A 21968-nucleotide genomic window follows, 5' to 3' on the forward strand; every position below is an offset into this window, starting at 1 on the left:
CGTGCCAACGGCATTGCTGGGTAGCTATGTATGGACGGGATAAGTGCTGAAAGCATCTAAGCATGAAGCCCCCCTCAAGATGAGATTTCCCCATTAGATCCCTCAGAGATGATGAGGTGCATACGATCGCGTGTACGTGTGGTGACACATTCAGCGGACGAATACTAATCGATCGATGACTTATTCAAGAATGATGAAGAAACCGTGTTTCGGTTTCTGCGCGACCATTGCTTCTATCCGGTTTTGAATGTATATGGTTGCCGCTCTAGTATTTCCAATACGTAGAGCGGCACACATAGACATTCGTTCGACAGTAGTCGAACGTCCTTAATCCTGAATATTCAGGGCTTGAGGCAAATCAACATTGTCCGGCGGCGATGGCGGAGAGGCCACACCTGTTCCCATGCCGAACACAGCAGTTAAGCTCTCCAGCGCCGATGGTAGTTGGACTGACGTCCCGCAAGAGTAGGACGCTGCCGGGCAGTACATATTCAATATGGATGCGGTGAGCCGCATTGAGACCTGTAGAGGTCTCTTTTTTTTGGTATATTATTGGTACTTTAGGATAACCGTGGTATAAATGAAGTGGTGAATAATATGAATCTATATAAAACGATTGAAACGATGCTGAATAGCGATAAACCTCATATATCGATGCATGTGCCGGGCCACAAAAACAACGCTATCGGCTACCTTTCAATGCTTGATGCCCGTTTTGATATGACGGAGATTGATGGACTTGATGATCTTCATGAACCGGAGGGGGTGCTTGAGGACATCAATATGAATCTCAGTCTGAAATATCCGGGTTACACTGCCCAGATGATGGTGAACGGCACGACTAATGGTATATTGTCTGCTGTTTTTTCCTTGAAAGAGCTGACGGACCGATTTATTGTTGTGGGGGATGGGCATAAGTCTGTCTATCATGCGATTAGGCTCTCTGGAGTTCATTATACTGAAATTGCATATGCGGATTTAAATGGTTTTGACACTGCTTCCGGTGATACGTTTATCGTCACCTACCCTGCGTATACCGGAGATTTGATGGATATAGAGCAGCTCATTTCATTGGCCCATGAACATGGCGCCCGTGTCATTACGGATGAGGCGCACGGGGCACATTTCGATATTGCGCCGGGTTTTCCTGCTTCCTCGATGGCGTACGGATCGGATATTACAATACAGTCCTACCATAAGATGCTGCCGGCATTGACGATGGCTTCTGTAATCTTTACAAAGTCGATCTCGGTACACAGGGAAGTGATGAAATACATAAACTGGTTTGAAACATCGAGCCCTTCCTATCTGGTGATGCTTTCCATTGAAAGTGCCCATGAGTTCTATAAGACTTATCACCCCGAAAGTTTCTTCTCCAAACGGACAAGGCTCATTGAAGCGTTGAGGAGGGAGAGTATCATCGTATCGGAAAAAGCGGATCCTGCGAAAATCATGCTCAGCCACCCGGAATTTTCCGCGTATGAATTGGCGAAGGTCCTGACAAAAGAACATCATATTCACCATGAAATGGTGACGGACGCGGGAGTCCTGTGGTGTCTGCCTTTGTTCCATAGAGGGGACAGGTATCCGTACGAGAATCTATTGAAACGCATCGGGGAGCTCAGGTTGGGATCAAACCAGCCTGCAGATGATGACAGTATCCCACCCGTGACGGGGGTGGAACAGCTGCGGGGCAGGGTGTGCAGAAGGACCATAGTGCCTTATCCGCCGGGGGTGCCGATGATCCATGAGGGTGAGACGTTCAGCCGGGAGCATATCAAAAGGATTACGCATAATATGTATAATCATGTTAGAATGGAAGGTATAGGACATAACATAGAATACTACAAGAATGAGGAAAATTAATGGGTCATTTCATTACATTTGAAGGTCCGGAAGGCTCCGGAAAGACGACAGTGATTTCCAGGGTACATGAGGCGCTGTCGGAAAAATATGAGACAATGGCAACCCGTGAGCCCGGCGGCATTGCGATAAGTGAAAAGATCAGGGAACTCCTGCTTTCAAAAGACAATGATATGGATGCACGCACAGAAGCACTGCTGTTTGCGGCCGCCAGGCGTCAGCATCTGGTGGAAAAGGTGCTTCCGGCACTGGACGCGGGAAAAATCGTATTGTGTGACCGTTTCATAGACAGCTCCATAGCCTACCAGGGTATCGCAAGAGGGATAGGGGCAGACGGGGTGATGGATATCAACCGTTTTGCCATAGAAGACCATATACCCGACCTGACAATCTATCTGAAACTTGACCCTGAGATCGGGCTACACAGGATAGAAAGCAACAAACGCGATCACAACAGACTGGATGCGGAAAAAATCAACTTTCATAAAGACGTCGTTTTGGGGTATAATGAATTATCAGAAAATTATCCATGCAGGATTAAGATAGTTGATGCGGATCAGTCTCCTGAAAAGGTGACGCGGGATGCACTTGAAATAATCAACCAATATTTGGACCAAGGAGTGAATCAGTCATGAAGATGGTTATTGCAATCGTTCAGGACCATGACAGTCAGAGGCTGGCCGACAGGCTGACTAAAAATGATTTCAGAAATACCAAGCTTGCTTCAACAGGCGGGTTTTTGAGAGCCGGAAACACGACGTTCCTGTGTGGTGTGGAAGATGCGCGTGTGGATGAATTGCTCAAACTGCTGGATGATACATGTGGGAACAGGGAACAGACAGTAGCTCCTGTAACCCCGATGGGAGGCAACGCGGATTCCTATATTCCTTATCCGGTAGAAGTCGAAGTCGGCGGAGCGACCGTGTTTGTCCTGCCGATCGAACAGTTTGAAAGATTTTAAGTGATTCTATGGATACCCGGACAATCAGCGTTAAACAGCAGCTGGACCGGATTATTGAGAGCGGGAGGCTCAGCCACACCTACATGTTCGAAGGCGATGCCATAGAGACATTAAGGCGGCACAGTGAGTATTTTGCACTCAGTATCCTGGGAGATACAGAACGTAATGAAACGCTTGTTTCAGAAGGCAATCATCCGGATTATTTTTATCTCCGTACGGATGAAACGTCCATTAAAAAAGAGGCGGTTGAAGATCTCGTCCGCAGGATGAACCGGAAACCGACCGAATCGGAGTATAAAGTCTATGTAATAGAGGCATTTGAGAAACTGACACCCCAGGCAGAGAACAGCGTGTTGAAATTTCTTGAAGAACCACCGGAAAAGACAATAGCAATCCTGCTTACAATAGATAAGAGCAGTATTTTGCCCACCATCCACTCCAGATCCCAGCATATCCACATAAAAGGTGAGACAGAAGATCGGACAAGGTTTCTGGAAGAGCTGAGTGATGCGGAACTGAACACGGTTGATGTGCTGGCGCTCAATGCACAGCATGTGAAGGACCTCGGAGAGAACTTTTCCGCGTTGAGAAAAGCGGCAACCGGATTTTCATCCAAATGGATCGGCAATCATCCTTTGGTCCTCATTGAAATCAAACCGATGCTTGATATATGCACAGAGCGCAGGGACCACATGCTGCTGCTCCAGCTGATTGACGGTTTTGTCCGCCAGTCCATGCATGCATCGCTGGGACTTGAAAGCTACAGGCCATTCGACGGTGAACAGGTACAGGGCAACAATTCTGTAAAGCGGCTTGCCGGGATGTTGGAGGAAGTCCAGACAGCAAACCGGATGCTCCAGTCCAACGTCCATCCGCTGCTCGTATTTGAAAGTATGGTTATCTGCTCGAAAGGTTGAATAATATGATAGAACTTATCACTGCCACCCAGCTGGACTATTTCGATAACATGTATATCGAAAGTGGCTCAGTGACGGTGAAGCGCGATGAATATATAGTTGCAGAAACGAAACGTGGCATGGAGATGCTGCGTGTCGTGAAAGGGAACTATGAAATTCCCAAAGATAACATAGTGGAACCTGATGGTAGATTCGTACGCACAGCGACTGATCAGGATGAGGAAAAATTCCATAAAAACCAAAGCAACGCAGAAGAGGCGATGGAATTCTGTAAATCTGCCATAGAAGTGGAAAAGCTGGATATGAATCTGGTAAACGCCAAATTCACATTGGACTGCAAAAAGCTGATTTTCAATTTCACGGCCGATGAACGTGTGGATTTCAGAAGTCTTGTCCGTGTGCTGGCTAACAAGTTCAAGACGCGCATCGAGCTGCGCCAGATTGGTGTGCGGGATGAAGCGAAGTATCTCGGCGGCATCGGTCCATGCGGCCGCGCCCACTGCTGCTCCACGTTCCTGGGTGATTTTGCCCCTGTGAGCATACAGATGGCGAAGAACCAGGACCTTTCACTCAGCCCGACTAAGATCTCGGGTGCATGCGGCCGCCTCATGTGCTGCCTCAACTATGAGGATGAGTACTACGAGGACGCCCGCGAACGGATGCCCGATGTCGGACAGACGATCAACACGCCCGACGGCCGCGGTCTTGTAGTGGGGATGAATATACTCGACCTTGTCGTCAAAGTTAAATATAAAGATGATTATATCCGGGAATTCCACTGCGATGAACTTGAAGCGGCCGGAGAGGTGTAAACATGGACCGTGAGCGTTTATTCATGCACATCAGTAAAATGGAAGCGGATATGAACAGCATGCATGAGGACCTTCAGACACTGAAGGAGCTTGCAGTCCGTCTTGTCGAAGAGAACGTCACTCTGCATATGGAGAAGGAGAAGTATGAAAAGCTCCATGAAGAGGATGAGACTGTGGAAGAGGACTCTTTCAAGGGAAATACGCTGAACAGCATCTATGAAGAAGGTTTCCATGTATGCAGCGTGCACTTCGGGACATTGAGAAATGGTGAGGACTGCCTGTTCTGCCAGGGATTTCTTGAACATAGAGGTAAGTGACAGACGGCTTCGGCCGTCTTTATTATTTGAGGTGAGAAAGATGTTGAAAGAGGGAGAGCGCCTGGATGATCTTTTCAGGGAATCCATGCAGATCATTCAGAGCAGGGAAGTATTTTCATTTTCGGTCGATGCGCTTCTGCTCGCCAATTTCACACGGATTGTGAAAAGGGACCGGAAAATCATCGATCTATGTTCAGGTAACGGCGTTATACCGCTGCTTTTATCGCACAGGACGGCAAAGCCGATCGACGCGGTGGAACTGCAGCCGCAGCTCGCTGATATGGCGGAAAGGAGCATCGGCCTCAACGGAAAGGCCGGCCAGATTTCCATGCACACCGGGGATATCAGGCAGATAAGGGAAATGTTCAGTCATTCCTCGTTCGATGTGATTACCGTAAACCCGCCGTACTTTACGAACAACCAGCCCCTCAAAACACTTGGACCGCACAGCATCGCAAGGCACGAGGTACACATCGACCTTGCCGGTGTGGTAGCAGCCGCAAGGTTCCTCGTGAAGAATAAAGGGCGCCTCTATATGGTACACCGTGCCGAGCGCAGCATGGAGGTTGTGAACGAGCTGGTCGGCGCCGGGTTCAGGATCAGACGGCTGCAATATGTTTATAATGATGAACATGCGGAGACGGCAATGTTCGTCCTCGTGGAAGCGATATTCCACAGCCAGGCTTATGTGGATGTGCTGCCGCCTTTTTATATATATGATACCGACGGTGAATATTCGGAAGGAATGCTGGAGGTATACTATGGCTGAGTACTATACATACATTGTGGAATGTGCAGATGAGACGCTGTATACGGGCTATGCCGCAGATCTGGCGAAACGGATCAGGACCCATAACAGCGGTGCGGGCGCAAAATATACGCGGAACAGGCTTCCCGTGACACTCCGGTACTATGAGAAGTTCGGATCGAAAAGTGAAGCGATGAAACGGGAATATGCAATCAAGAAACTGACGAGAACAGCGAAACGGGCATTGATAGAAAGCGGGGGATGACTGGTGAATCTATTTATAACGGGAACACCGATTGGAAATCTGGATGATATGACGTTCAGGGCGGTTGAGACCCTGAAAAAAGTCGATGTAATCCTTTGTGAGGATACACGGACCACACGGAAACTTACCAACCATTTTGAAATCGCCACACCGCTGAGATCCTACCATGATTTCAATAAAGAAGAGGTCGAGGACCGGATTATTGAAGAGATGAAATCCGGAAAGACATTTGCTCTGGTGAGTGATGCGGGTATGCCTGTGGTCTCCGATCCGGGATTCGAACTGGTGGGACGCATGCAGCACGAGGGATTGGAGTATTCAGTCATCCCCTCTGCCTCGGCGTTTACGATGGGGCTTGTCACAAGCGGCATCCCGTCGTACGAGTTTACGTATTTCGGTTTCCTGCCAAAAACAGGGCGTAAAAGGAAAGAGAAAATCGAAGAGATCATGAATCATCCGCTCACATCGGTGCTATATGAATCCCCGCATAAGATTAAAGACACGCTCCGGGCCATAAGCGGCATCGATCCCGGGCGGAATGTGAGCGTCTCCCGGGAAATAACGAAGAAATTCGAGCAGCATGAACGTGCAGAAGCGGCAAGGATGACCGACATGCTGGGTGCGGAAATCCCGCTGAAGGGCGAGTTTGTCATTGTAGTGGAGGGGGCGCCGGAGATTGAAGAGACATTCGATATGCCGGTGGAAGATCATGTGGCACAGCTGGTTGTTGAAGAAGGAATGAAGCCGAAACAGGCCATAAAGGCCGTTGCGGAGCTCAGAGGACTGCGGAAGCAGGACGTCTACGACGCATACCATAAAAAATAATCGATGGCCGCATTGGTCCATCGATTTTTCATATCTATTTAATCCATTTTTGATTTTATTTCATCGATAAGCTGCTGAGCGCCTTCCTGGCTCAGAATGATACGGCCGTCTGCGAGGCGCATGTTTTTCTCAGATACATCACCGGTGACGGCACAGGTCATCTGTGGTTTGTATTTTTTGAGGATGATTGTATCATCATCAGTGTAAATTTCGAGTGCATCCTTCACTTCGATATCCAATACACGTCTTAGCTCTATGGGAATGACCACTCTTCCCAACTCGTCTACTTTACGTACAATTCCTGTTGATTTCACAACAAATCCCTCCATACTTTCCGCTCTTCATCAATTGCTGATATTTTTCTGAGTCAGTGATGAAACGTATTAAGAATATAACTTTTGATACCCCATGCCGGCAATTTGAAACATGTGGCTATCATATGTCTTGGATGATGTCAACGGGGTTTTCCCTGAATTTCCAAGTTCTTGCTGATTATAGCACAGAGGAGATATCAGACGCCACTGATATCATTGAAAAGCGATGCAAAATTCGTTATATTTAATAGATGAACTAATAGGAGGAAAAGGCATGGAAAAACCAACTTACTATATCACCACTCCGATATATTACCCGAGCGGCAAGCTGCATATCGGCAACGCCTATACAACGATCGCATGTGACGTCATGGCGAGATACAAGCGCATGCGCGGATTTGATGTCTACTATCTGACCGGTGCGGATGAGCACGGCCAGAAGATCGAGAAGAAGGCGGAAAAGATGGGGATCTCCCCTCAGAAGTATGTGGATGATATGGCTGAATATATGAAAGAACTGTGGTCGGTCCTTGAGATCACCAACGATCAGTTCATCCGTACGACCGGCGATGCCCATAAAAAGGCGATACAGCAGATTTTCGAGCGCCTCCTGGAACAGGGGGACATCTATCTCGGGGAATATGAAGGCTGGTATTCCGTCGAGGATGAGGAGTTCTTCACAGAGACACAGCTTGACGAAGTGTACAAAGATGAAGCCGGCAATATGATCGGTGGTGTGGCACCGAGCGGCCACGAAGTGGAACTGGTCAAGGAGGAAAGCTATTTCTTCAGAATGAGCAAATATGCAGACCGTCTGGAGAAATTTTACGAAGACAACCCGGATTTCCTCAAACCCGCTTCGCGCAGAAATGAAATGCTGAACAACTTCATCCGTCCGGGTCTTGAGGACCTCGCGGTATCAAGAACGACATTCTCCTGGGGTGTTCCGGTATCATCCGATCCGAAACACGTGGTGTATGTATGGATCGATGCGCTGTGCAACTACATCACGGCACTTGGATACGGCTCTGGCGACGATTCCCTCTTTCAAAAGTACTGGCCGGCCGACCTGCATATGATCGGCAAGGAAATCGTGCGTTTCCATGCCATCTACTGGCCGATCATGCTGATGGCCCTGGATCTGCCGCTGCCTAAAAAACTCCTGGGTCACGGCTGGCTCGTCATGAAGGACGGCAAGATGTCCAAATCGAAAGGCAATGTCATCTATCCTGAAACGGTGGTTGAACGCTACGGCCTCGATGCACTCCGCTATTACCTGATGCGGGAAGTGCCTTTCGGTTCCGACGGCGTGTTCACACCGGAAGCATTCGTGGACCGCACGAACTACGACCTTGCCAATGATCTCGGGAACCTCGTGAACCGTACGATTTCCATGATCAATAAATACTTCGACGGCCACCTCCCTGACTATACAGGCCATCAGAACGAATTTGATGAAAACCTGGAAGAGACGGTCAGAGAGAACGTCGGCCTTTATGAAGAGTCAATGGAGGAAATGGAATTCAACAAGGCGCTCCGTGCTGTCTGGACAATCATCAGCCGCTCGAACAAGTACATTGATGAGACGGCCCCGTGGGTGCTTGCGAAAGATGAAGCGAACCGCGGCGCCCTCGGCAATGTGATGGTACATCTGGCGGAGAATATCCGCATAGCGGCGATCCTGCTCAAGCCTTATCTGACGCATGGTCCGAAAGAGATCTTCAGACAGATGAACATCACCGATAACAGTCTCCAGACATTCGATTCAATCTTCAAATACGGCAGCATCAAAATTGATGAACAGATGGTCAAAAAACCACAGCCAATCTATCCGCGACTGGATGTGGAAGCGGAAGTGGCACATATCAAGGCCCTGATGACCCCGGATAAGAAAGAGGCTGATGACGGGGAAGAAGAGTCTGCAGAAGGTCTCATCACCATCAGGGATTTTGACAAGGTTGAAATAAAGGCTGCGACAATCATCCAGGCCGAAGGTGTCAAAAAAGCCGATAAGCTGCTGAAGATCCAGGTGGACCTCGGCAATGAGGAACGCCAGATCGTATCCGGTATCCGCTCGCAGTATGAACCGGAGGATATCATCGGCAAGAAAGTGCTTGTCGTAACGAACCTCGAGCCGGTCAAGCTGCGCGGGGAACGTTCCGAAGGCATGATCCTGACGGCGGAGAAAGGCAAGAATCTGACACTCATCTCTGTACCCGACGGAATTGAAAACGGCAGCACTGTAAAATAATTGTTGGAGTGATTGCAATGTTGATAGACACGCATGTACATCTCAATGCAGACCAGTATGACGACGACCTTGAAGAAGTGATGCAGCGTGCCGGCGGGGCCGGCATAGAGAAGATGATCGTTGTGGGGTTCGACCGTAAAACGATAGAGCGTACGATGGACCTGATAGAGAAATACGAGAATGTATACGGAGTCATCGGCTGGCATCCAGTGGATGCCATCGACTGTACAGATCAGGATCTTGAGTGGATCGAATCATTGTCCGACCATCCTAAAATTGTCGGTATCGGGGAGACGGGTCTCGACTATCACTGGGACAAGTCTCCGCACGATGCGCAGAAGGAGCTGTTCAAAAAACAGATTGCCCTGGCAAAAAAGGTGAAGCTCCCGGTCATCATCCACAACAGGGAAGCCACCCGGGACTGCATTGAAATACTGAAATCGGAAGGTGCCCATGAAACCGGCGGCATCATGCATGCTTTCAGCGGAAATGAGTCCGATGCCGATACCGTCATCGGCATGAACTTCCATGTGTCACTGGGCGGTCCTGTCACATTTAAAAATGCGCAGGAACCGAAAGATATCGCTGTACATGTGCCGATTGAAAGGCTTCTCGTCGAAACGGACGCGCCTTTTCTGACCCCGCATCCCTACAGGGGCAAAAGGAATGAACCTGCATATGTGAAGCTCGTTGCCGAGAAAATAGCAGAACTGCGCGGGATGTCATATGAGGATCTGGCAGCGCAGACAACAAGGAATGCCGAGGCACTTTTTGGCATTTAATGATGAAATCACCGCATGGCGGTGATTTTATTTTTGGATAAATAATTATGGTATGATGGGATCAAGGAGCGAAGACTATGGAAAAACCGGTTATAAAAGAAGTCGTTATTGTGGAAGGGCGCGATGATACCAGGCGTCTGAATGAGGCAGTTTCCTGTGAAACAATCGAAACGAGGGGTTCGGCCATCGATGACACAGTAATGGATGAAATAGAAGTTGCTTTAAGTACGCGGGGGGCGATCATCTTCACCGATCCCGACTTCCCCGGCCATAAGATCCGCAATACGATACTGGAACGGTTTCCCGGGATAAAAGAAGCTTTCCTGCCGCGTGATAAGGCCAAAGGCAGACTCGGCGGGATCGGCATTGAACATGCGAGTATCGAAGCCATCCGTGAAAGCCTGTCACAGGTCTACACGAACATGCCGGTGACAGAAGAGACGGTCACAATCCAGGACATGACGGGATGGGGTCTGTCGGGCACTGCTGAAGCTGCAGTCAGGAGAAGGCACCTGTGCGACCGCCTGAACATCGGATACGCAAATGCCGGACAGCTGAGGAAGAAGCTGAACCGGTATAATATCGACAAAGCACGCATAGCAAATATATTGGAAGAATTGACGGGGGAGTAATATGAAAGATATTGCAACGGCAGGCAGAACAAAGCAAATACTTGATGATCACGGTTTTTCATTCAAGAAAAGTCTGGGGCAGAATTTCCTGATAGACCTGAATGTCATCAGGGAGGTGCTGGATAAGTCGGAGATCCATGAAAAGACGGGAGTCATAGAAGTCGGACCGGGGATCGGCTCGCTGACTGAACAGCTGGCCAGACGCGCCGGGAAAGTGGCGGCTTTTGAAATAGATCAGAGACTTGTGCCGGTACTGGCGGACACACTTTCCCCCTACAGCAATGTAACCGTCATAAACCAGGATATTTTAAAAGCGGATATCAGGGATGCCATAGACACGCATTTTTCAGAATGTAATGAAGTGGTGGTAGTTGCAAACCTGCCGTATTACATTACAACGCCGATACTCATGAACTTCCTGGAGCAGGATCTCCCGATTGCACGGTATTATGTGATGATGCAGAAAGAAGTGGGCGAGCGCATCAGCGCCGGGCCGAACAGCAAGTCCTACGGTTCGCTGTCCATCGCCATCGATTACTATACCGAGGCGCGTGTGATCCGGCAGGTGCCGAAGACCGTATTCATGCCGCCGCCGAATGTCGACTCCATCATCGTGGAGATGGTGAAGCGGGAGAGCGGCAAAGTGGATGTAGATGATGAAAATCTGTTCTTCAGATTGACACGCGGTGCCTTCGGGCAGCGGCGCAAGACGATCCTGAACAATTATATGAGTGTGTTTGAAGACGGCAAGAAGCACAAGGACAGTGTCCGCCGGCTGCTGGAAGCGGCAGGGATCGATCCGCGCCGCAGAGGCGAGAGCATCTCGATTGAAGAATATGCGGATATTTATCACAGGCTCAAAAACTTCCCTGAATTGAAAATAGTTTCCCAATAGACACAAAAGTAAATGATTTCGACGGTTTTTTGACAGAATTATGTAAACTTGCTATAATAGATTTAGTGAGGTGGGCCAAATGCCAAAAACTTTAGTCGACATCAAAAATATTCTTGAATGTCAATTGGGAAATCCAGTTTTACTTCGTGCAAACGGAGGGCGCAAGAAATTGATTGAACGACGGGGTATCCTTAGAGAAACGTATCCTTCCGTCTTCGTCGTAGAACTTGATCAGCAGGAACATAACTTTGAAAGAGTGTCATATACATATACTGATGTATTGACATCAAATGTCGAAGTGACATTCTATAATGATGAAAGAGAAGCATTTGTAATCCAATAATTGAACGGGAAAAACCATCATCTTACCGGATGATGGTTTTTTATTATAAAACCAAAAAACCGGGCATATATAATATGCCCGGGGGGATTGAACAGGTGATTATCTGATTGTTTTAAGGCCTTTTGCCCAGTTGACAGTAGTTGTAACCACGTTTTCGATTGTTGCATTGTGGATTTCAGCAGGCTTGAAAGTGCTCATGTTTTCAAAATCCGTGAACAGGCTGAACGCGCCGAATGGTGCCACTGTTGCAACGTTCAGGTTGCCGAGAATCTGACGCAGGGAAAGCGTTGCGGCCACCGCGAGCGTGGAACCGTAGCCTACGATACTGGCAGATTTGTTGCCCCACTCAGGTCCGATGTAGTCGATTGCATTTTTAAGGGATGCTGTGACACTCTTGTTGTACTCAGGTGTGATGAAGATGTAGCCATCGAGTTCATCGATTTTTTTAGACCATGCATTGATCGCATCAGTGGAATACTGCTTGTTTGCCATTGCCGGCGGAAGGTCTTCGTTGAACATCGGGAAGTCGTAATCTTTGATGTCGACGATTTCGAATTCTGCCTCGAGATCCATCTTTTCAGCAAAATCCTTCACCCACTCTGCAACCTGCATATTAACGCGTGCCTTACGTGTGCTGCCTGTAACGATACCTATTTTAACCATTATTTATGCCTCCATTAATTTAATTACATATTGATTACTAGTTATAAAAAGTAACTATGTTATATATAATTCATCATTTTAAAAACTTTGCAAGCCTTTCGTGCCGAATATTTCAAACTTCTTTCAGTTTATTTAATAGCGGCTGACTTATATTATAATAAAAAGATACGAATAATGGGGTGAAGATGCATGCGGGAGATCAGAATAGCCGACGTCATTGATAAGGAGAACGACCAGTCCATAAAGTTTCGCAGCGGCGTCAGCTCTGTCATTCAGATGCCTGTCGAATATATCGACAGAGTGGCAGAACTTGCCTTTAAGGATGTCCATATACTTGAAAACACTGTTCCTGTCTATGAACGTCTCACAGTGAAGGACCATGTCAGGTTCTATAAAAAGTGGAATAAGAGCGGGCTGGGAGCTGCTGACATGCTCCGGCAGTATAAACTTGAAGCTGTGTCTCATACCCGCCTCGCACTCTGCACCGCTGAGACCATCCAGCGGCTTGCCTATATCCAGGCAGTGATGTCGGACCGGCAGGCGGTGCTGGCTGTAAATCCTTTGTATAATGCAGGCATTGAAAATATAAGATTGTTCCATAAGATGATGGAACAGATGGCGCAGGGGGGTAAAGCCCTGGTCGTGATCACCAGCAGTACTGAAGAGGCGTTCGTCATAAGCAGCAAGATTGCTCGCCTGAGCGAACAGGGGCTCAAAGAAGTTGAAACCGAAATGCCGGAAGAAAGGAACAGTCAGACATCCCTGAAACGCATCAAGGCAAAAGCTCAGGATAAGACGATTTTCATCGATCTGGAGGATATTGAGTACATAGAAAGCAACGAGGGGAAAGTCTATATAAATATTTCCCGGGAAAAGTTCATCATCGAATCGACACTGGCAGAAACCGAAAAGAAACTGGCGGATTACGGTTTCTACAGATGCCACCGGTCCTATATTGTCAATCTGGATAAAGTGAAGGAGATTATCACATGGTCGAAAAATACCTACTCGATTGTAATGGAAAACCAGGAAAAAACCAAAATTCCATTATCACGGACGAAATACAGTGAAATCCAGGAGCTTCTTGTCATGTAGGCGTACATTTCAGACGAAATAGATACAATTCAACGGAAAGCGGATGCATTTATTCCCTGTATCACACAGTTCATGGTATTTTTTCAACCACTCACCCCCATAAGGTCGCAGCCCTCTGTCATCAGGCATAGACTTGAGTCAGCACATGAAGGAGGTAAGGACAATGGAAGCGATCATAACTGCAGAAGGTTTGAAGAAAATTTTCGGAAATGAGAAAGCGTTGGATGGAATAGAATTTGAAATAGGGCGTGGAGAAATATTCGGATTGCTCGGGCCGAGCGGTTCCGGCAAGACGACCACTATTAAAATACTGACGGGTGAATTCGAACCGGATGCAGGCAGGGTGGAAATACTCGGCTATGCGCACGAAGAATTCGGCAGATCATCCTATATAAAACAGTTGGGGATCCTGTCGGACAACAGCTCGCTGTATGACCGTCTGACAGTGAGGGATAATCTGGAGCTGTTCAGGAAGCTGTATGGTACAGATAAGGAGAAAGTGATGCAGGTGCTAAAGGAGGTCGGCCTGGAAAAACACGCTGATAAAAGAGTGTCGGTGCTGTCAAAAGGGATGAAGCAGCGCATACTCCTATGCAAGGCGATTCTGCATGAACCCGAAATATTGTTTTTGGATGAACCGACAAGTGCACTTGATCCGATTACTACGGACAGGATCCATGATATGCTGCTGCGCATCAAAGGACAGGGGACGACCATCATGCTGACGACCCATGACATGGACGAAGCGACGGCTCTGTGCGACAGGGTGGCGTTCCTTAATAACGGCAGGATACTGGAACAGGGGGCGCCGGAATTTTTGAGGCACGCCTATAAAAAGAATGAGGTCCATATTACGATGAACGGTGGCAGGACGATGAGTATTGAACGGAGTACTGATAACAGGACTGAGCTGGAAGAGGCATTATTCGATTCCGAAGTCATCGATATCAGAACGGATTACCCGACACTTGGCGAAGTATTTAAAAATGTTACCGGAAAGGAACTGGTCTGATATGAACACTGGAAGGATAATGGCGATATTCGAAAAAGACCTTAAAGAATTTACACGGAATATGATGTTGTTCACTACGACACTTATTCCGATACTGATGGCATTCATGTTCAGGAATATAGGACCGGAGAGCACGGAAACGCCTGCTGTAATCATTGCGGTTATCATCGGCACCGCCTATTCAACAATCCTGTGCAGCAGTATCATGACGATGATGGCGGAGGAGAATGAAAAGGACACGCTCCGGGGCCTGGTGCAGTCCCCGGCTTCGATGCTGGATATCCTGACGGGCAAAAGCCTGGTGGTCATCATGATGACCGGCATCTCACTCGGCCTTGCTTTACTGGTTATGGATGCGGAAATATCGTGGGGGGCGGGCGGCATCGCAGCGCTCGTACTGCTGGGCCTGTTTTTCCTCGCTCTCGGCATCGCTGTCGGGCTGGAAGTGAAAAGCGTCGCCACAACCTCTGTTTATCTGCTGCCGATCATGCTTGTATTCGGTTTTACCCCGATGATAGAAACCATTGTCGGGGATGAATCCCACATCGTACGACAGGTTGCTGAGTACCTGCCGGTGTATCAGTATGTGTTCATCCAGGAAGGAACAGAGGCTGTCCCATTGCTCATTTTATGCGTATGGGCGGCACTCGGCCTCATATATGCGGCATGGGCATTTAAAAAACGGATGAATGATGAAAACAAATAGAAAATTTTCAGACTAATTGGGAATATGGTACATTAAATGTATCTGTTCCCAATTTTTTATTCATAATAAACGAAGAAGGAAGTGTTGTAATGGAAGATCGTACGTTCAGGAACGCAATGGGCAGGTTTGCGACCGGAGTGACCGTAATTACTGTGAATGAGGGCGGGGAGACCCATGGAATGACTGCGAATGCATTCATGTCCGTATCGCTGGACCCCAAACTTGTTCTGATTTCCATAGATAATCGTGCAACCATGCTCGATAAATTGAAATCTGCAGATTCATTCGGCATCAGCATGCTGACAGAGGAGCAGAAGCATCTGTCGAAACATTTCGCCAAACAGGAAGTATTTGAAGGCGGAATCAGCTTTGATGTGATTGATGAAGTCCCGGTGCTCCGGGACAGTCTGGCTGCACTGGTATGCAAAAATTATCAGCAGGTTCCTGCGGGGGACCATACGCTCATACTGGGCCAGGTGGAAGAGATCCTGTTCGAAGAAGGTGAGCCGCTGACTTTCTTCAAAGGTCAGTACGGCGGCATCAGGAGCGACGCCCGGTGAGACGGCTGCAAGTTTATGACAAAGTGCGTATTGTATCAGGTCGTTTTATGATAAACTGATACAAAAATGAACGTACAAATGGAAGTGAAACAATGCATTTTGAAACTGCGCCGGCAAAGATAAATCTGACGCTGGATACCCTTTTCAAAAGGAGAGATGGATTCCATGAAGTCAACATGGTGATGACCACCGTGGATCTGAATGACCAGCTTTCCTTTTCGAAGCGTAAAGACAAAAAGATAATCATCGATACAGAACACCAGTATGTGCCTACAGACAGACGCAATCTGGCCTATCAGGCAGCGAGCCTGATGATGGAGACATACGGCATACAGACCGGCGTCAACATCACGATTGATAAGCGGATTCCCATTGCGGCAGGCCTCGCCGGCGGCTCGGCGGATGCTGCGGCAGCCTTCCGCGGGATGAATGCCCTCTATGACCTGGGGATAGAAACCGCGGAACTCGCTGAACTGTCATCAAAGCTGGGCTCGGACATCCCTTTTTGCGTATACGGGGGGACCGCGATCGCCTCGGGCAGGGGGGAGAAAATCGAACATCTGCCGAAACCGCCCAACGCCTGGGTGATCCTGGCGAAACCGAAGATCAATGTTTCGACAAAGACGATCTATCAGGCGCTGAAGCCCGGCAAGAATCCGCCGGGGTCGCGGGAAATGGCTGCTGCGGTCAAAGAGGGGGATTATAAGGAAATCATCGCCCTTATGAAGAACGACCTGCAGGAGGTGACCTGCCGCAGGTACCCGGAGGTGGGAAGGCTGATAGACAGCATGTCAGCGAGTGGTGCGGACTGTGCAATGATGAGCGGCAGCGGTCCGACAGTATTCGGTTTCGTCCAAAAGGAGAGGCAGGCGGCGCATCTCTATAATGCCATGAAAGGCTGCTGTTCCGAAGTTTATAAAGTAAGATTGCTCGGTTAATTGCTCAAATCCGAACTTTTATGTTAATATCTTTATATAAAATACGGTATTAGGAGTTATCTTATGAAATATAAACGCAGTGAGCGTCTCGTGTTCATGACCCGGCACTTGACCGCCCATCCAAATCAGCTGATTCCACTGACCTTTTTCGTGGAGAAATTCAACCAGGCCAAGTCTTCGATCAGCGAGGATATCCGGATCATCAAGGAAGTCTTCGAAAATGACGGTATCGGCATTGTCCGGACGACAGCGGGCGCCGGCGGCGGCGTGACATTCCAGCCGAGAATCAGCTACAGCCGTGCAGAGGAGATCGTGGAGGGGTTCGTGGACATGCTGAAGACGAAGGAACGCCTGCTTCCCGGCGGCTACCTTTACATGTCCGACATCATGGGGAATCCCACACTCATGAACGATATCAGTGAACTGATCGCCACAATGTACGGCGATGAGGAAATTGACGCGGTCGTGACGATCGCGACAAAAGGGATTTCGCTCGCGAATGCTGTCGCACGCAAGCTGAATGTGCCCGTGGCCGTGATCCGCAAAGACAACAAAGTGACAGAGGGCTCCACAGTCTCAGTGAACTATGTCTCCGGCTCGACGCGGAAGATAGAGACGATGGTCCTGTCGAAGCGGACCTTGAAAGAAGGATCGAAGGTCCTTGTCGTGGACGACTTCCTGAGGGCGGGCGGCTCCATCACCGGCGTAATCAACCTCATGGAGGAGTTTGCAGCCACAGTGGTCGGCGTCAGCGTGCTGGTGGAGGCCAAACAGGTGGAACACCGCCGCTTCAATGATTACACTTCCCTTCTGAAGGTGTCGGATATCGATGAATTCAACCAGTCCTTCCTGGTGGAGGAAGGCAATTGTCTGGAATATATTGAAGAAACGTTTCAAAAGCATGAATCTTAAAATGTGAAGGAGATTTTATACTATGGAACCAATCAATTCTAAAAATGCACCGGAAGCACTCGGACCGTACAGCCACGGAGTAAAAGTCGGAAACATGTTCTACTCCTCCGGACAGATTCCCCTCACGCTCGAAGGGGAGATCATTTCGGATGATGTCGAGGAGCAGACGAAGCAGGTGATGGAGAATGTCGGTGCAGTGCTTGAAGCGGCCGGCATGGCTTTTGAAAATATAGTGAAGACGACGATTTTCATCAGCGACATGGGGGACTTCCCGAAGATCAACGACGTTTATGGCGCTTATTTTCCGGGTAAACTACCTGCAAGATCATGTGTAGAAGTGAGTCGTCTACCTAAAGATGTACAGGTTGAGATTGAAGTCGTTGCATCGAAAATGGAACCATAAAAGTATTGGTGGACTGAAGCAGTACACATACGATCCAACAATAATCTTATTGGGGGAAGCATACTATGAAAATAACAGATGTAAGACTGCGGAAAGTAAATAACCAAGACAACAGGATGAAAGCACTTGTATCCATTACGTTTGATGATGCATTTGTAATCCATGACCTCAGGGTCATTGAAGGTAATAATGGACTCTTTGTGGCGATGCCGAGCAAACGGACGCCGGACGGTGAATTCCGCGACATTGCCCATCCGATTCACTCCGATATGCGCCAGCATGTGCAGGAGGAAGTAATGAGAGTATATGAAGAATCGGAAGCCGAAGAGAATGATTCGGACTCCGGCGAGAGCGCCCCGGCAACAGCGGAATCACCGGTCGATCCGACGAAGGATCAGGTGGACCGGGAGGAAGAGGAGCACCGCGATGAACCCAAAGAGGGCGAACTCGGAATCGATGAAGATAAATAGCGATTTCATACCCGTGAAGCACAGCGCTGCTTTGCGGGTCTTTTATTGGCCGAAATGCCTTTTTGGACATATATCCGTTTCGTCTTGAAAGTACCCAGTCAGTAAAATATAATTAGAGTAGTCATAAACTGGAGGTAGAGTATGCAAACGAGAGCGATTATTCTGGCGGCCGGCAAAGGCACGAGGATGAAGTCCGAAAAATTCAAGGTGCTCCATGAAGTATGTGGCACTCCGATGATCCAGCATGTCATCAGCAATCTGAATAAATCGGGGATCACCGATATCTATGCTGTGCTGGGTCACGGCTCTGAGACTGTGAGCACGTATCTGGGTGACGGCATCCGTCAGACGGTGCAGGAGGAGCAGCTGGGAACGGCACACGCAGTGATGCAGTGGAAAGAGGAACTGGCGGACCTTGATGGCCACACCATGGTCGTGTGCGGGGATACACCGCTCATCACGGAGACGACGATGCAGGAATTCATGAAGTACCACCTGGATACAGGGGCAAAGGCGACCATCCTTTCATCCCGTACGCGCGCACCGTTCGGATACGGCCGCATTGTCAGGAAGGAGAACGGCTCTGTCAAGCGTATCGTCGAAGAGAAGGATGCCACGGATCTCGAACGCGAGATCAAGGAAGTGAGCTCCGGGACTTTCATATTCGACAACAGAGCGCTGTTCAGCGCACTTGAAAACGTCGACAACGATAACGCACAGGATGAGTATTATCTGCCGGATGTCGTTTCCATCCTCCGGGGCCGGGGTGCCCGTGTCGAAGCCTACATCTCTCCGGATTTTGAGGAAACGCTCGGCATAAATGACAGAGTTGCTCTCGCGAATGCTGAGGAAATATTTAGGAAACGCATCAATACGATGCACATGCAAAACGGTGTCACACTGATCCACCCGGAAACGACATATATCGATGCCGAAGTGGAAATTGGCACGGATTCCATAATTTATCCGGGGGCAATCATCCGTGGAGACACAAAGATCGGTAAAAATGTTATCATATCCTCTGGAACAGAAATCAAGGATTCCATCATCGATGATGAAGTGGAGATCAGGCATTCCGTGGTGACGGAAGCGAAAGTGGGCAGAGGCACCAAGGTGGGACCGTTTGCCCAGCTCAGGCCGCAGTCCGAGCTTGGTGAGGAAGTGAAGATCGGCAACTTCGTCGAAGTGAAGAAATCAAGGCTTGAAAATGAATCCAAAGTGTCGCATCTCAGCTATATCGGGGACGCCACCATCGGCGCCAGGACCAACGTCGGCTGCGGAACGATTACAGTGAATTATGATGGTAAGAACAAATTCAAAACTGAAATCGGCATGGATTCATTCATCGGCTGCAACTCGAACCTTGTGGCGCCGGTCAAAATCGGTGACAGGTCATTCATCGCAGCGGGATCGACGATCACTGATGAAGTTCCTGAAGACAGTCTTGCAATCGCAAGGAACAGACAGACGACAAAGACGGGATACTACAATAAAGACAATTAATGGAGGATGAACATGTTAGCTTCTAGCAACCAGTACAAAAATTCCAGCCTGCGCCTTTTTTCTTTGAAAGGCAACGAGCCGCTCGCAGAAGAGATCGCTGAACATATCGGCATCCCTTTGGGAAAGATTACGGTACAGCATTTTTCCGATGAGGAAGTACAGGTCAATATCGAGGAGAGCGTGCGGGGATGTGACGTATTTGTCGTCCAGCCGACAAGCCAGCCGGTCAACGAACACCTCATGCAGCTGCTGATCATGATCGATGCACTGAAACGCGCTTCAGCGGCGACGATCAACATTGTAATGCCGTATTACGGCTATGCACGGCAGGACCGCAAGAGCCGTGCGCGTGAACCGATCACAGCGAAACTCGTTGCAAACCTGATCGAGACAGCCGGAGCGGACAGGGTGATTTCACTCGACCTGCATGCACCCCAGATACAGGGCTTCTTCGATATTCCTATCGACCATCTCATGGGTGTGCCGATCCTGAGCGACTATTTCCTTGAACATAAAGATCTGAACTTCGACGAAGTCGTCGTCGTTTCCCCGGATCACGGCGGCGTAACGCGTGCGCGCAAGATGGCCGACCGTCTCAAGACGCCGATCGCCATCATCGATAAACGCCGGCCGAAGCCGAATGTTGCGGAAGTGATGAATATCGTCGGCGAAATCGAAGGACGCACTGCCATCATCATCGATGACATCATCGATACAGGCGGCACGATGAAGCTTGCTGCACAGGCACTTCTCGATAAAGGTGCGAAAGAAGTGTATGCGTGCTGTACGCACCCTGTGCTTTCCGGACCGGCTATTTCCAGGATCGAGGAGTCAGTGATCAAAGAACTGGTTGTCACAAATTCCATACAGCTGCCCGAAGAAAAGAAGATAGACAAGATAGTGGGGCTTTCTGTCGGAGAGCTGATGGCGCAGGCGATCGTCCGGGTTTATGAAGAAGAATCCGTCAGTATCCTGTTTGATACTTAATTTGTCAATGTTTCTTTTACAAATGTATGGGTAATGTGCTATTATTATGCATGGCTATGTGTTAAATTAGGCAAAAGTAGACTGTCTGTAAATGAAAGGTGGAAATATACCATGGCAAAATTGGCTTCAGCAGCAAGGGAAGGCAAGGGAAAGCGTTCTGAGCTTACAGAACTGCGTTCCACAGGGAAGATCCCTGCAATCGTTTACGGTTACGAAGTGGAGAACACTAACGTTTCAGTAGATGAGAACGAATTTATCAAAGTAATCCGCGAAGTGGGCCGTAACGGCGTAATTGCATTGGACCTCAATGGAAAAGCGGTTAACGTGATGGTGACGGATTATCAGTTCGATTCACTCAAAAACCAGATCACCCATATAGACTTCACAGCAATCAACATGAAGTCCGAAGTTACAGTGGATGTAACAATTGAATTGGTTGGTGAAGCTGCGGGTGTCAAAGAAGGCGGCGTAGTCGAGCAGCCTGCTTTCCAGGTTCAGGTGACTGCGACTCCGGACAACATTCCAGAGTCCATCGAAATCAACGTGGAAGCTCTTGAAATCGGAGACTCAATCCATGTATCCGATCTGCGTCAGGGCGCCAAATACACCATTGAAAATGAAGACGAAGAAACGCTTGTCAGCATCGTACCTCCGCAAAAAGAGGAAGATCTTGAAGAAGCTGAAGGCGAAGAAGTTGAAGGTTCTGAAGAAGGCGAAGAAGCCGCTTCCGAGGAAACTGAAAACGAAGAGCAATAATCATGATGTTTTAACGGCGGTGGAGTTCCCATCGCCTT

General features: G+C 48.6%; 27 protein-coding genes and 2 rRNA genes. 27 read left to right on the forward strand and 2 right to left on the reverse strand.

The window, feature by feature from the left end:
- The 11 genes from WN59_RS03725 to rsmI form a co-directional block, all read left to right on the forward strand.
- A 23S ribosomal RNA gene (locus tag WN59_RS03725) occupies nucleotides 1-188 on the forward strand; the annotation flags it as partial.
- A 179-nt stretch (nucleotides 189-367) separates the two neighbouring features.
- Nucleotides 368-482, forward strand: a 5S ribosomal RNA gene (gene rrf / locus WN59_RS03730).
- Between the two features lie 115 nt (nucleotides 483-597).
- On the forward strand, nucleotides 598-1866 hold the full coding sequence (locus WN59_RS03735; protein ID WP_046512866.1) for an aminotransferase class I/II-fold pyridoxal phosphate-dependent enzyme: 1269 nt from the start codon (nucleotides 598-600) through the stop codon (nucleotides 1864-1866).
- Nucleotides 1866-2498, forward strand: a complete 633-nt coding sequence (gene tmk, locus WN59_RS03740) for a dTMP kinase (protein WP_046512869.1) — start codon at nucleotides 1866-1868, stop codon at nucleotides 2496-2498. Before WN59_RS03735 ends, tmk begins: the two co-directional genes overlap by 1 nt.
- Nucleotides 2495-2824 (forward strand): cyclic-di-AMP receptor, encoded by a 330-nt coding sequence (locus WN59_RS03745; RefSeq protein WP_017550074.1) that lies wholly within the window; start codon nucleotides 2495-2497, stop codon nucleotides 2822-2824. The genes tmk and WN59_RS03745 overlap by 4 nt, the downstream gene beginning before the upstream one ends.
- An 8-nt stretch (nucleotides 2825-2832) precedes the next feature.
- The gene (locus WN59_RS03750) at nucleotides 2833-3741 is read left to right on the forward strand and encodes a DNA polymerase III subunit (RefSeq protein ID WP_046512876.1); all 909 of its coding nucleotides are present in this window, start codon (nucleotides 2833-2835) and stop codon (nucleotides 3739-3741) included.
- Nucleotides 3742-3746: 5 nt separating this feature from the next.
- Entirely contained in the window at nucleotides 3747-4553 is an 807-nt protein-coding gene (locus WN59_RS03755; protein WP_082099142.1) for a PSP1 domain-containing protein, read from the forward strand.
- A gap of 2 nt (nucleotides 4554-4555) precedes the next feature.
- On the forward strand, nucleotides 4556-4870 hold the full coding sequence (locus tag WN59_RS03760; RefSeq protein ID WP_046512882.1) for an initiation-control protein YabA: 315 nt from the start codon (nucleotides 4556-4558) through the stop codon (nucleotides 4868-4870).
- Nucleotides 4871-4910: 40 nt separating this feature from the next.
- Nucleotides 4911-5639 (forward strand): tRNA1(Val) (adenine(37)-N6)-methyltransferase, encoded by a 729-nt coding sequence (locus WN59_RS03765; RefSeq protein WP_046512888.1) that lies wholly within the window; start codon nucleotides 4911-4913, stop codon nucleotides 5637-5639.
- The gene (locus WN59_RS03770) at nucleotides 5632-5883 is read left to right on the forward strand and encodes a GIY-YIG nuclease family protein (protein ID WP_046512892.1); all 252 of its coding nucleotides are present in this window, start codon (nucleotides 5632-5634) and stop codon (nucleotides 5881-5883) included. The genes WN59_RS03765 and WN59_RS03770 overlap by 8 nt, the downstream gene beginning before the upstream one ends.
- 3 nt (nucleotides 5884-5886) lie before the next feature.
- Complete coding sequence (gene rsmI, locus WN59_RS03775; RefSeq protein ID WP_082099144.1) at nucleotides 5887-6708, forward strand: 16S rRNA (cytidine(1402)-2'-O)-methyltransferase; 822 nt, start codon at nucleotides 5887-5889, stop codon at nucleotides 6706-6708.
- Nucleotides 6709-6746: 38 nt separating this feature from the next.
- Here the strand turns inward: rsmI and WN59_RS03780 are convergent, their stop codons facing one another.
- The gene (locus tag WN59_RS03780) at nucleotides 6747-7022 is read right to left on the reverse strand and encodes an AbrB/MazE/SpoVT family DNA-binding domain-containing protein (protein ID WP_046514284.1); all 276 of its coding nucleotides are present in this window, start codon (nucleotides 7020-7022) and stop codon (nucleotides 6747-6749) included.
- A 274-nt stretch (nucleotides 7023-7296) separates the two neighbouring features.
- On the opposite strand from WN59_RS03780, the gene metG reads away from it, so the two are divergent.
- The 5 genes from metG (at nucleotide 7297) to WN59_RS03805 (ending at nucleotide 11925) form a co-directional block, all read left to right on the forward strand.
- The gene (gene metG, locus WN59_RS03785) at nucleotides 7297-9273 is read left to right on the forward strand and encodes a methionine--tRNA ligase (protein ID WP_046512895.1); all 1977 of its coding nucleotides are present in this window, start codon (nucleotides 7297-7299) and stop codon (nucleotides 9271-9273) included.
- Nucleotides 9274-9290: 17 nt separating this feature from the next.
- The gene (locus tag WN59_RS03790; RefSeq protein WP_046512899.1) at nucleotides 9291-10055 is read left to right on the forward strand and encodes a TatD family hydrolase; all 765 of its coding nucleotides are present in this window, start codon (nucleotides 9291-9293) and stop codon (nucleotides 10053-10055) included.
- A 77-nt stretch (nucleotides 10056-10132) separates the two neighbouring features.
- On the forward strand, nucleotides 10133-10687 hold the full coding sequence (rnmV, locus tag WN59_RS03795) for a ribonuclease M5 (protein ID WP_046512902.1): 555 nt from the start codon (nucleotides 10133-10135) through the stop codon (nucleotides 10685-10687).
- 1 nt (nucleotide 10688) lies between these two features.
- A complete protein-coding gene (rsmA, locus tag WN59_RS03800; protein WP_046512906.1) occupies nucleotides 10689-11582 on the forward strand; it encodes a 16S rRNA (adenine(1518)-N(6)/adenine(1519)-N(6))-dimethyltransferase RsmA in 894 nt (297 codons plus the stop codon).
- A gap of 79 nt (nucleotides 11583-11661) precedes the next feature.
- Nucleotides 11662-11925 carry a Veg family protein gene (locus tag WN59_RS03805; RefSeq protein ID WP_017550062.1) on the forward strand — a complete coding sequence of 88 codons (264 nt, stop codon included), beginning with the start codon at nucleotides 11662-11664 and terminating at the stop codon, nucleotides 11923-11925.
- A gap of 99 nt (nucleotides 11926-12024) precedes the next feature.
- Here WN59_RS03805 and WN59_RS03810 read toward each other — a convergent pair whose 3' ends face one another.
- The gene (locus WN59_RS03810; RefSeq protein WP_046512911.1) at nucleotides 12025-12588 is read right to left on the reverse strand and encodes an NADPH-dependent FMN reductase; all 564 of its coding nucleotides are present in this window, start codon (nucleotides 12586-12588) and stop codon (nucleotides 12025-12027) included.
- Between the two features lie 189 nt (nucleotides 12589-12777).
- Here WN59_RS03810 and WN59_RS03815 point away from each other — a divergent pair, with 189 nt between their 5' ends.
- The 11 genes from WN59_RS03815 to WN59_RS03865 all read left to right on the forward strand — a co-directional run bounded on the left by WN59_RS03815 (nucleotide 12778) and on the right by WN59_RS03865 (nucleotide 21930).
- Nucleotides 12778-13683 carry a LytTR family DNA-binding domain-containing protein gene (locus WN59_RS03815; RefSeq protein WP_046512914.1) on the forward strand — a complete coding sequence of 302 codons (906 nt, stop codon included), beginning with the start codon at nucleotides 12778-12780 and terminating at the stop codon, nucleotides 13681-13683.
- Nucleotides 13684-13846: 163 nt separating this feature from the next.
- Nucleotides 13847-14695, forward strand: coding sequence for an ABC transporter ATP-binding protein (locus tag WN59_RS03820; RefSeq protein ID WP_046512917.1), 849 nt, complete (start codon nucleotides 13847-13849; stop codon nucleotides 14693-14695).
- Between the two features lies 1 nt (nucleotide 14696).
- Nucleotides 14697-15401 (forward strand): ABC transporter permease, encoded by a 705-nt coding sequence (locus WN59_RS03825; protein ID WP_046512920.1) that lies wholly within the window; start codon nucleotides 14697-14699, stop codon nucleotides 15399-15401.
- Between the two features lie 89 nt (nucleotides 15402-15490).
- Nucleotides 15491-15961: a flavin reductase family protein gene (locus tag WN59_RS03830; protein ID WP_046512924.1), complete on the forward strand. Its 471-nt coding sequence runs from the start codon at nucleotides 15491-15493 to the stop codon at nucleotides 15959-15961.
- Between the two features lie 92 nt (nucleotides 15962-16053).
- Nucleotides 16054-16899: a 4-(cytidine 5'-diphospho)-2-C-methyl-D-erythritol kinase gene (gene ispE, locus WN59_RS03835; RefSeq protein WP_046512928.1), complete on the forward strand. Its 846-nt coding sequence runs from the start codon at nucleotides 16054-16056 to the stop codon at nucleotides 16897-16899.
- 63 nt (nucleotides 16900-16962) lie between these two features.
- The gene (gene purR / locus WN59_RS03840) at nucleotides 16963-17811 is read left to right on the forward strand and encodes a pur operon repressor (protein ID WP_046512931.1); all 849 of its coding nucleotides are present in this window, start codon (nucleotides 16963-16965) and stop codon (nucleotides 17809-17811) included.
- A gap of 22 nt (nucleotides 17812-17833) precedes the next feature.
- A complete protein-coding gene (locus WN59_RS03845) occupies nucleotides 17834-18214 on the forward strand; it encodes a RidA family protein (RefSeq protein ID WP_046512935.1) in 381 nt (126 codons plus the stop codon).
- Nucleotides 18215-18279: 65 nt separating this feature from the next.
- Complete coding sequence (gene spoVG / locus WN59_RS03850; RefSeq protein ID WP_046512940.1) at nucleotides 18280-18684, forward strand: septation regulator SpoVG; 405 nt, start codon at nucleotides 18280-18282, stop codon at nucleotides 18682-18684.
- 141 nt (nucleotides 18685-18825) lie between these two features.
- The gene (gene glmU / locus WN59_RS03855) at nucleotides 18826-20187 is read left to right on the forward strand and encodes a bifunctional UDP-N-acetylglucosamine diphosphorylase/glucosamine-1-phosphate N-acetyltransferase GlmU (RefSeq protein ID WP_046512944.1); all 1362 of its coding nucleotides are present in this window, start codon (nucleotides 18826-18828) and stop codon (nucleotides 20185-20187) included.
- Between the two features lie 12 nt (nucleotides 20188-20199).
- Entirely contained in the window at nucleotides 20200-21174 is a 975-nt protein-coding gene (locus WN59_RS03860; protein ID WP_046512947.1) for a ribose-phosphate diphosphokinase, read from the forward strand.
- 111 nt (nucleotides 21175-21285) lie between these two features.
- A complete protein-coding gene (locus WN59_RS03865; RefSeq protein WP_046512951.1) occupies nucleotides 21286-21930 on the forward strand; it encodes a 50S ribosomal protein L25/general stress protein Ctc in 645 nt (214 codons plus the stop codon).
- Nucleotides 21931-21968: the final 38 nt, after the last annotated feature.

The sequence above is a fragment of the Salinicoccus sediminis genome (assembly GCF_000986795.1).
In the GTDB taxonomy this organism is placed as follows: domain Bacteria; phylum Bacillota; class Bacilli; order Staphylococcales; family Salinicoccaceae; genus Salinicoccus; species Salinicoccus sediminis.

Excerpts from the sequence above, each read along its gene's own strand:
- WN59_RS03765 (WP_046512888.1), top strand. The coding sequence starts at position 4,911 with ATGTTGAAAGAGGGAGAGCGCCTGGATGATCTTTTCAGGGAATCCATG.
- WN59_RS03770 (WP_046512892.1), top strand. The coding sequence starts at position 5,632 with ATGGCTGAGTACTATACATACATTGTGGAATGTGCAGATGAGACGCTG.
- tmk (WP_046512869.1), top strand. The coding sequence starts at position 1,866 with ATGGGTCATTTCATTACATTTGAAGGTCCGGAAGGCTCCGGAAAGACG.
- metG (WP_046512895.1), top strand. The coding sequence starts at position 7,297 with ATGGAAAAACCAACTTACTATATCACCACTCCGATATATTACCCGAGC.
- WN59_RS03845 (WP_046512935.1), top strand. The coding sequence starts at position 17,834 with ATGGAACCAATCAATTCTAAAAATGCACCGGAAGCACTCGGACCGTAC.
- WN59_RS03760 (WP_046512882.1), top strand. The coding sequence starts at position 4,556 with ATGGACCGTGAGCGTTTATTCATGCACATCAGTAAAATGGAAGCGGAT.
- WN59_RS03805 (WP_017550062.1), top strand. The coding sequence starts at position 11,662 with ATGCCAAAAACTTTAGTCGACATCAAAAATATTCTTGAATGTCAATTG.
- WN59_RS03830 (WP_046512924.1), top strand. The coding sequence starts at position 15,491 with ATGGAAGATCGTACGTTCAGGAACGCAATGGGCAGGTTTGCGACCGGA.
- WN59_RS03745 (WP_017550074.1), top strand. The coding sequence starts at position 2,495 with ATGAAGATGGTTATTGCAATCGTTCAGGACCATGACAGTCAGAGGCTG.
- spoVG (WP_046512940.1), top strand. The coding sequence starts at position 18,280 with ATGAAAATAACAGATGTAAGACTGCGGAAAGTAAATAACCAAGACAAC.
- purR (WP_046512931.1), top strand. The coding sequence starts at position 16,963 with ATGAAATATAAACGCAGTGAGCGTCTCGTGTTCATGACCCGGCACTTG.
- WN59_RS03820 (WP_046512917.1), top strand. The coding sequence starts at position 13,847 with ATGGAAGCGATCATAACTGCAGAAGGTTTGAAGAAAATTTTCGGAAAT.
- WN59_RS03825 (WP_046512920.1), top strand. The coding sequence starts at position 14,697 with ATGAACACTGGAAGGATAATGGCGATATTCGAAAAAGACCTTAAAGAA.
- WN59_RS03755 (WP_082099142.1), top strand. The coding sequence starts at position 3,747 with ATGATAGAACTTATCACTGCCACCCAGCTGGACTATTTCGATAACATG.
- WN59_RS03865 (WP_046512951.1), top strand. The coding sequence starts at position 21,286 with ATGGCAAAATTGGCTTCAGCAGCAAGGGAAGGCAAGGGAAAGCGTTCT.
- WN59_RS03815 (WP_046512914.1), top strand. The coding sequence starts at position 12,778 with ATGCGGGAGATCAGAATAGCCGACGTCATTGATAAGGAGAACGACCAG.
- WN59_RS03860 (WP_046512947.1), top strand. The coding sequence starts at position 20,200 with ATGTTAGCTTCTAGCAACCAGTACAAAAATTCCAGCCTGCGCCTTTTT.
- ispE (WP_046512928.1), top strand. The coding sequence starts at position 16,054 with ATGCATTTTGAAACTGCGCCGGCAAAGATAAATCTGACGCTGGATACC.
- rsmA (WP_046512906.1), top strand. The coding sequence starts at position 10,689 with ATGAAAGATATTGCAACGGCAGGCAGAACAAAGCAAATACTTGATGAT.
- WN59_RS03750 (WP_046512876.1), top strand. The coding sequence starts at position 2,833 with ATGGATACCCGGACAATCAGCGTTAAACAGCAGCTGGACCGGATTATT.
- WN59_RS03735 (WP_046512866.1), top strand. The coding sequence starts at position 598 with ATGAATCTATATAAAACGATTGAAACGATGCTGAATAGCGATAAACCT.
- WN59_RS03810 (WP_046512911.1), bottom strand. The coding sequence starts at position 12,588 with ATGGTTAAAATAGGTATCGTTACAGGCAGCACACGTAAGGCACGCGTT.
- WN59_RS03790 (WP_046512899.1), top strand. The coding sequence starts at position 9,291 with ATGTTGATAGACACGCATGTACATCTCAATGCAGACCAGTATGACGAC.
- glmU (WP_046512944.1), top strand. The coding sequence starts at position 18,826 with ATGCAAACGAGAGCGATTATTCTGGCGGCCGGCAAAGGCACGAGGATG.
- rnmV (WP_046512902.1), top strand. The coding sequence starts at position 10,133 with ATGGAAAAACCGGTTATAAAAGAAGTCGTTATTGTGGAAGGGCGCGAT.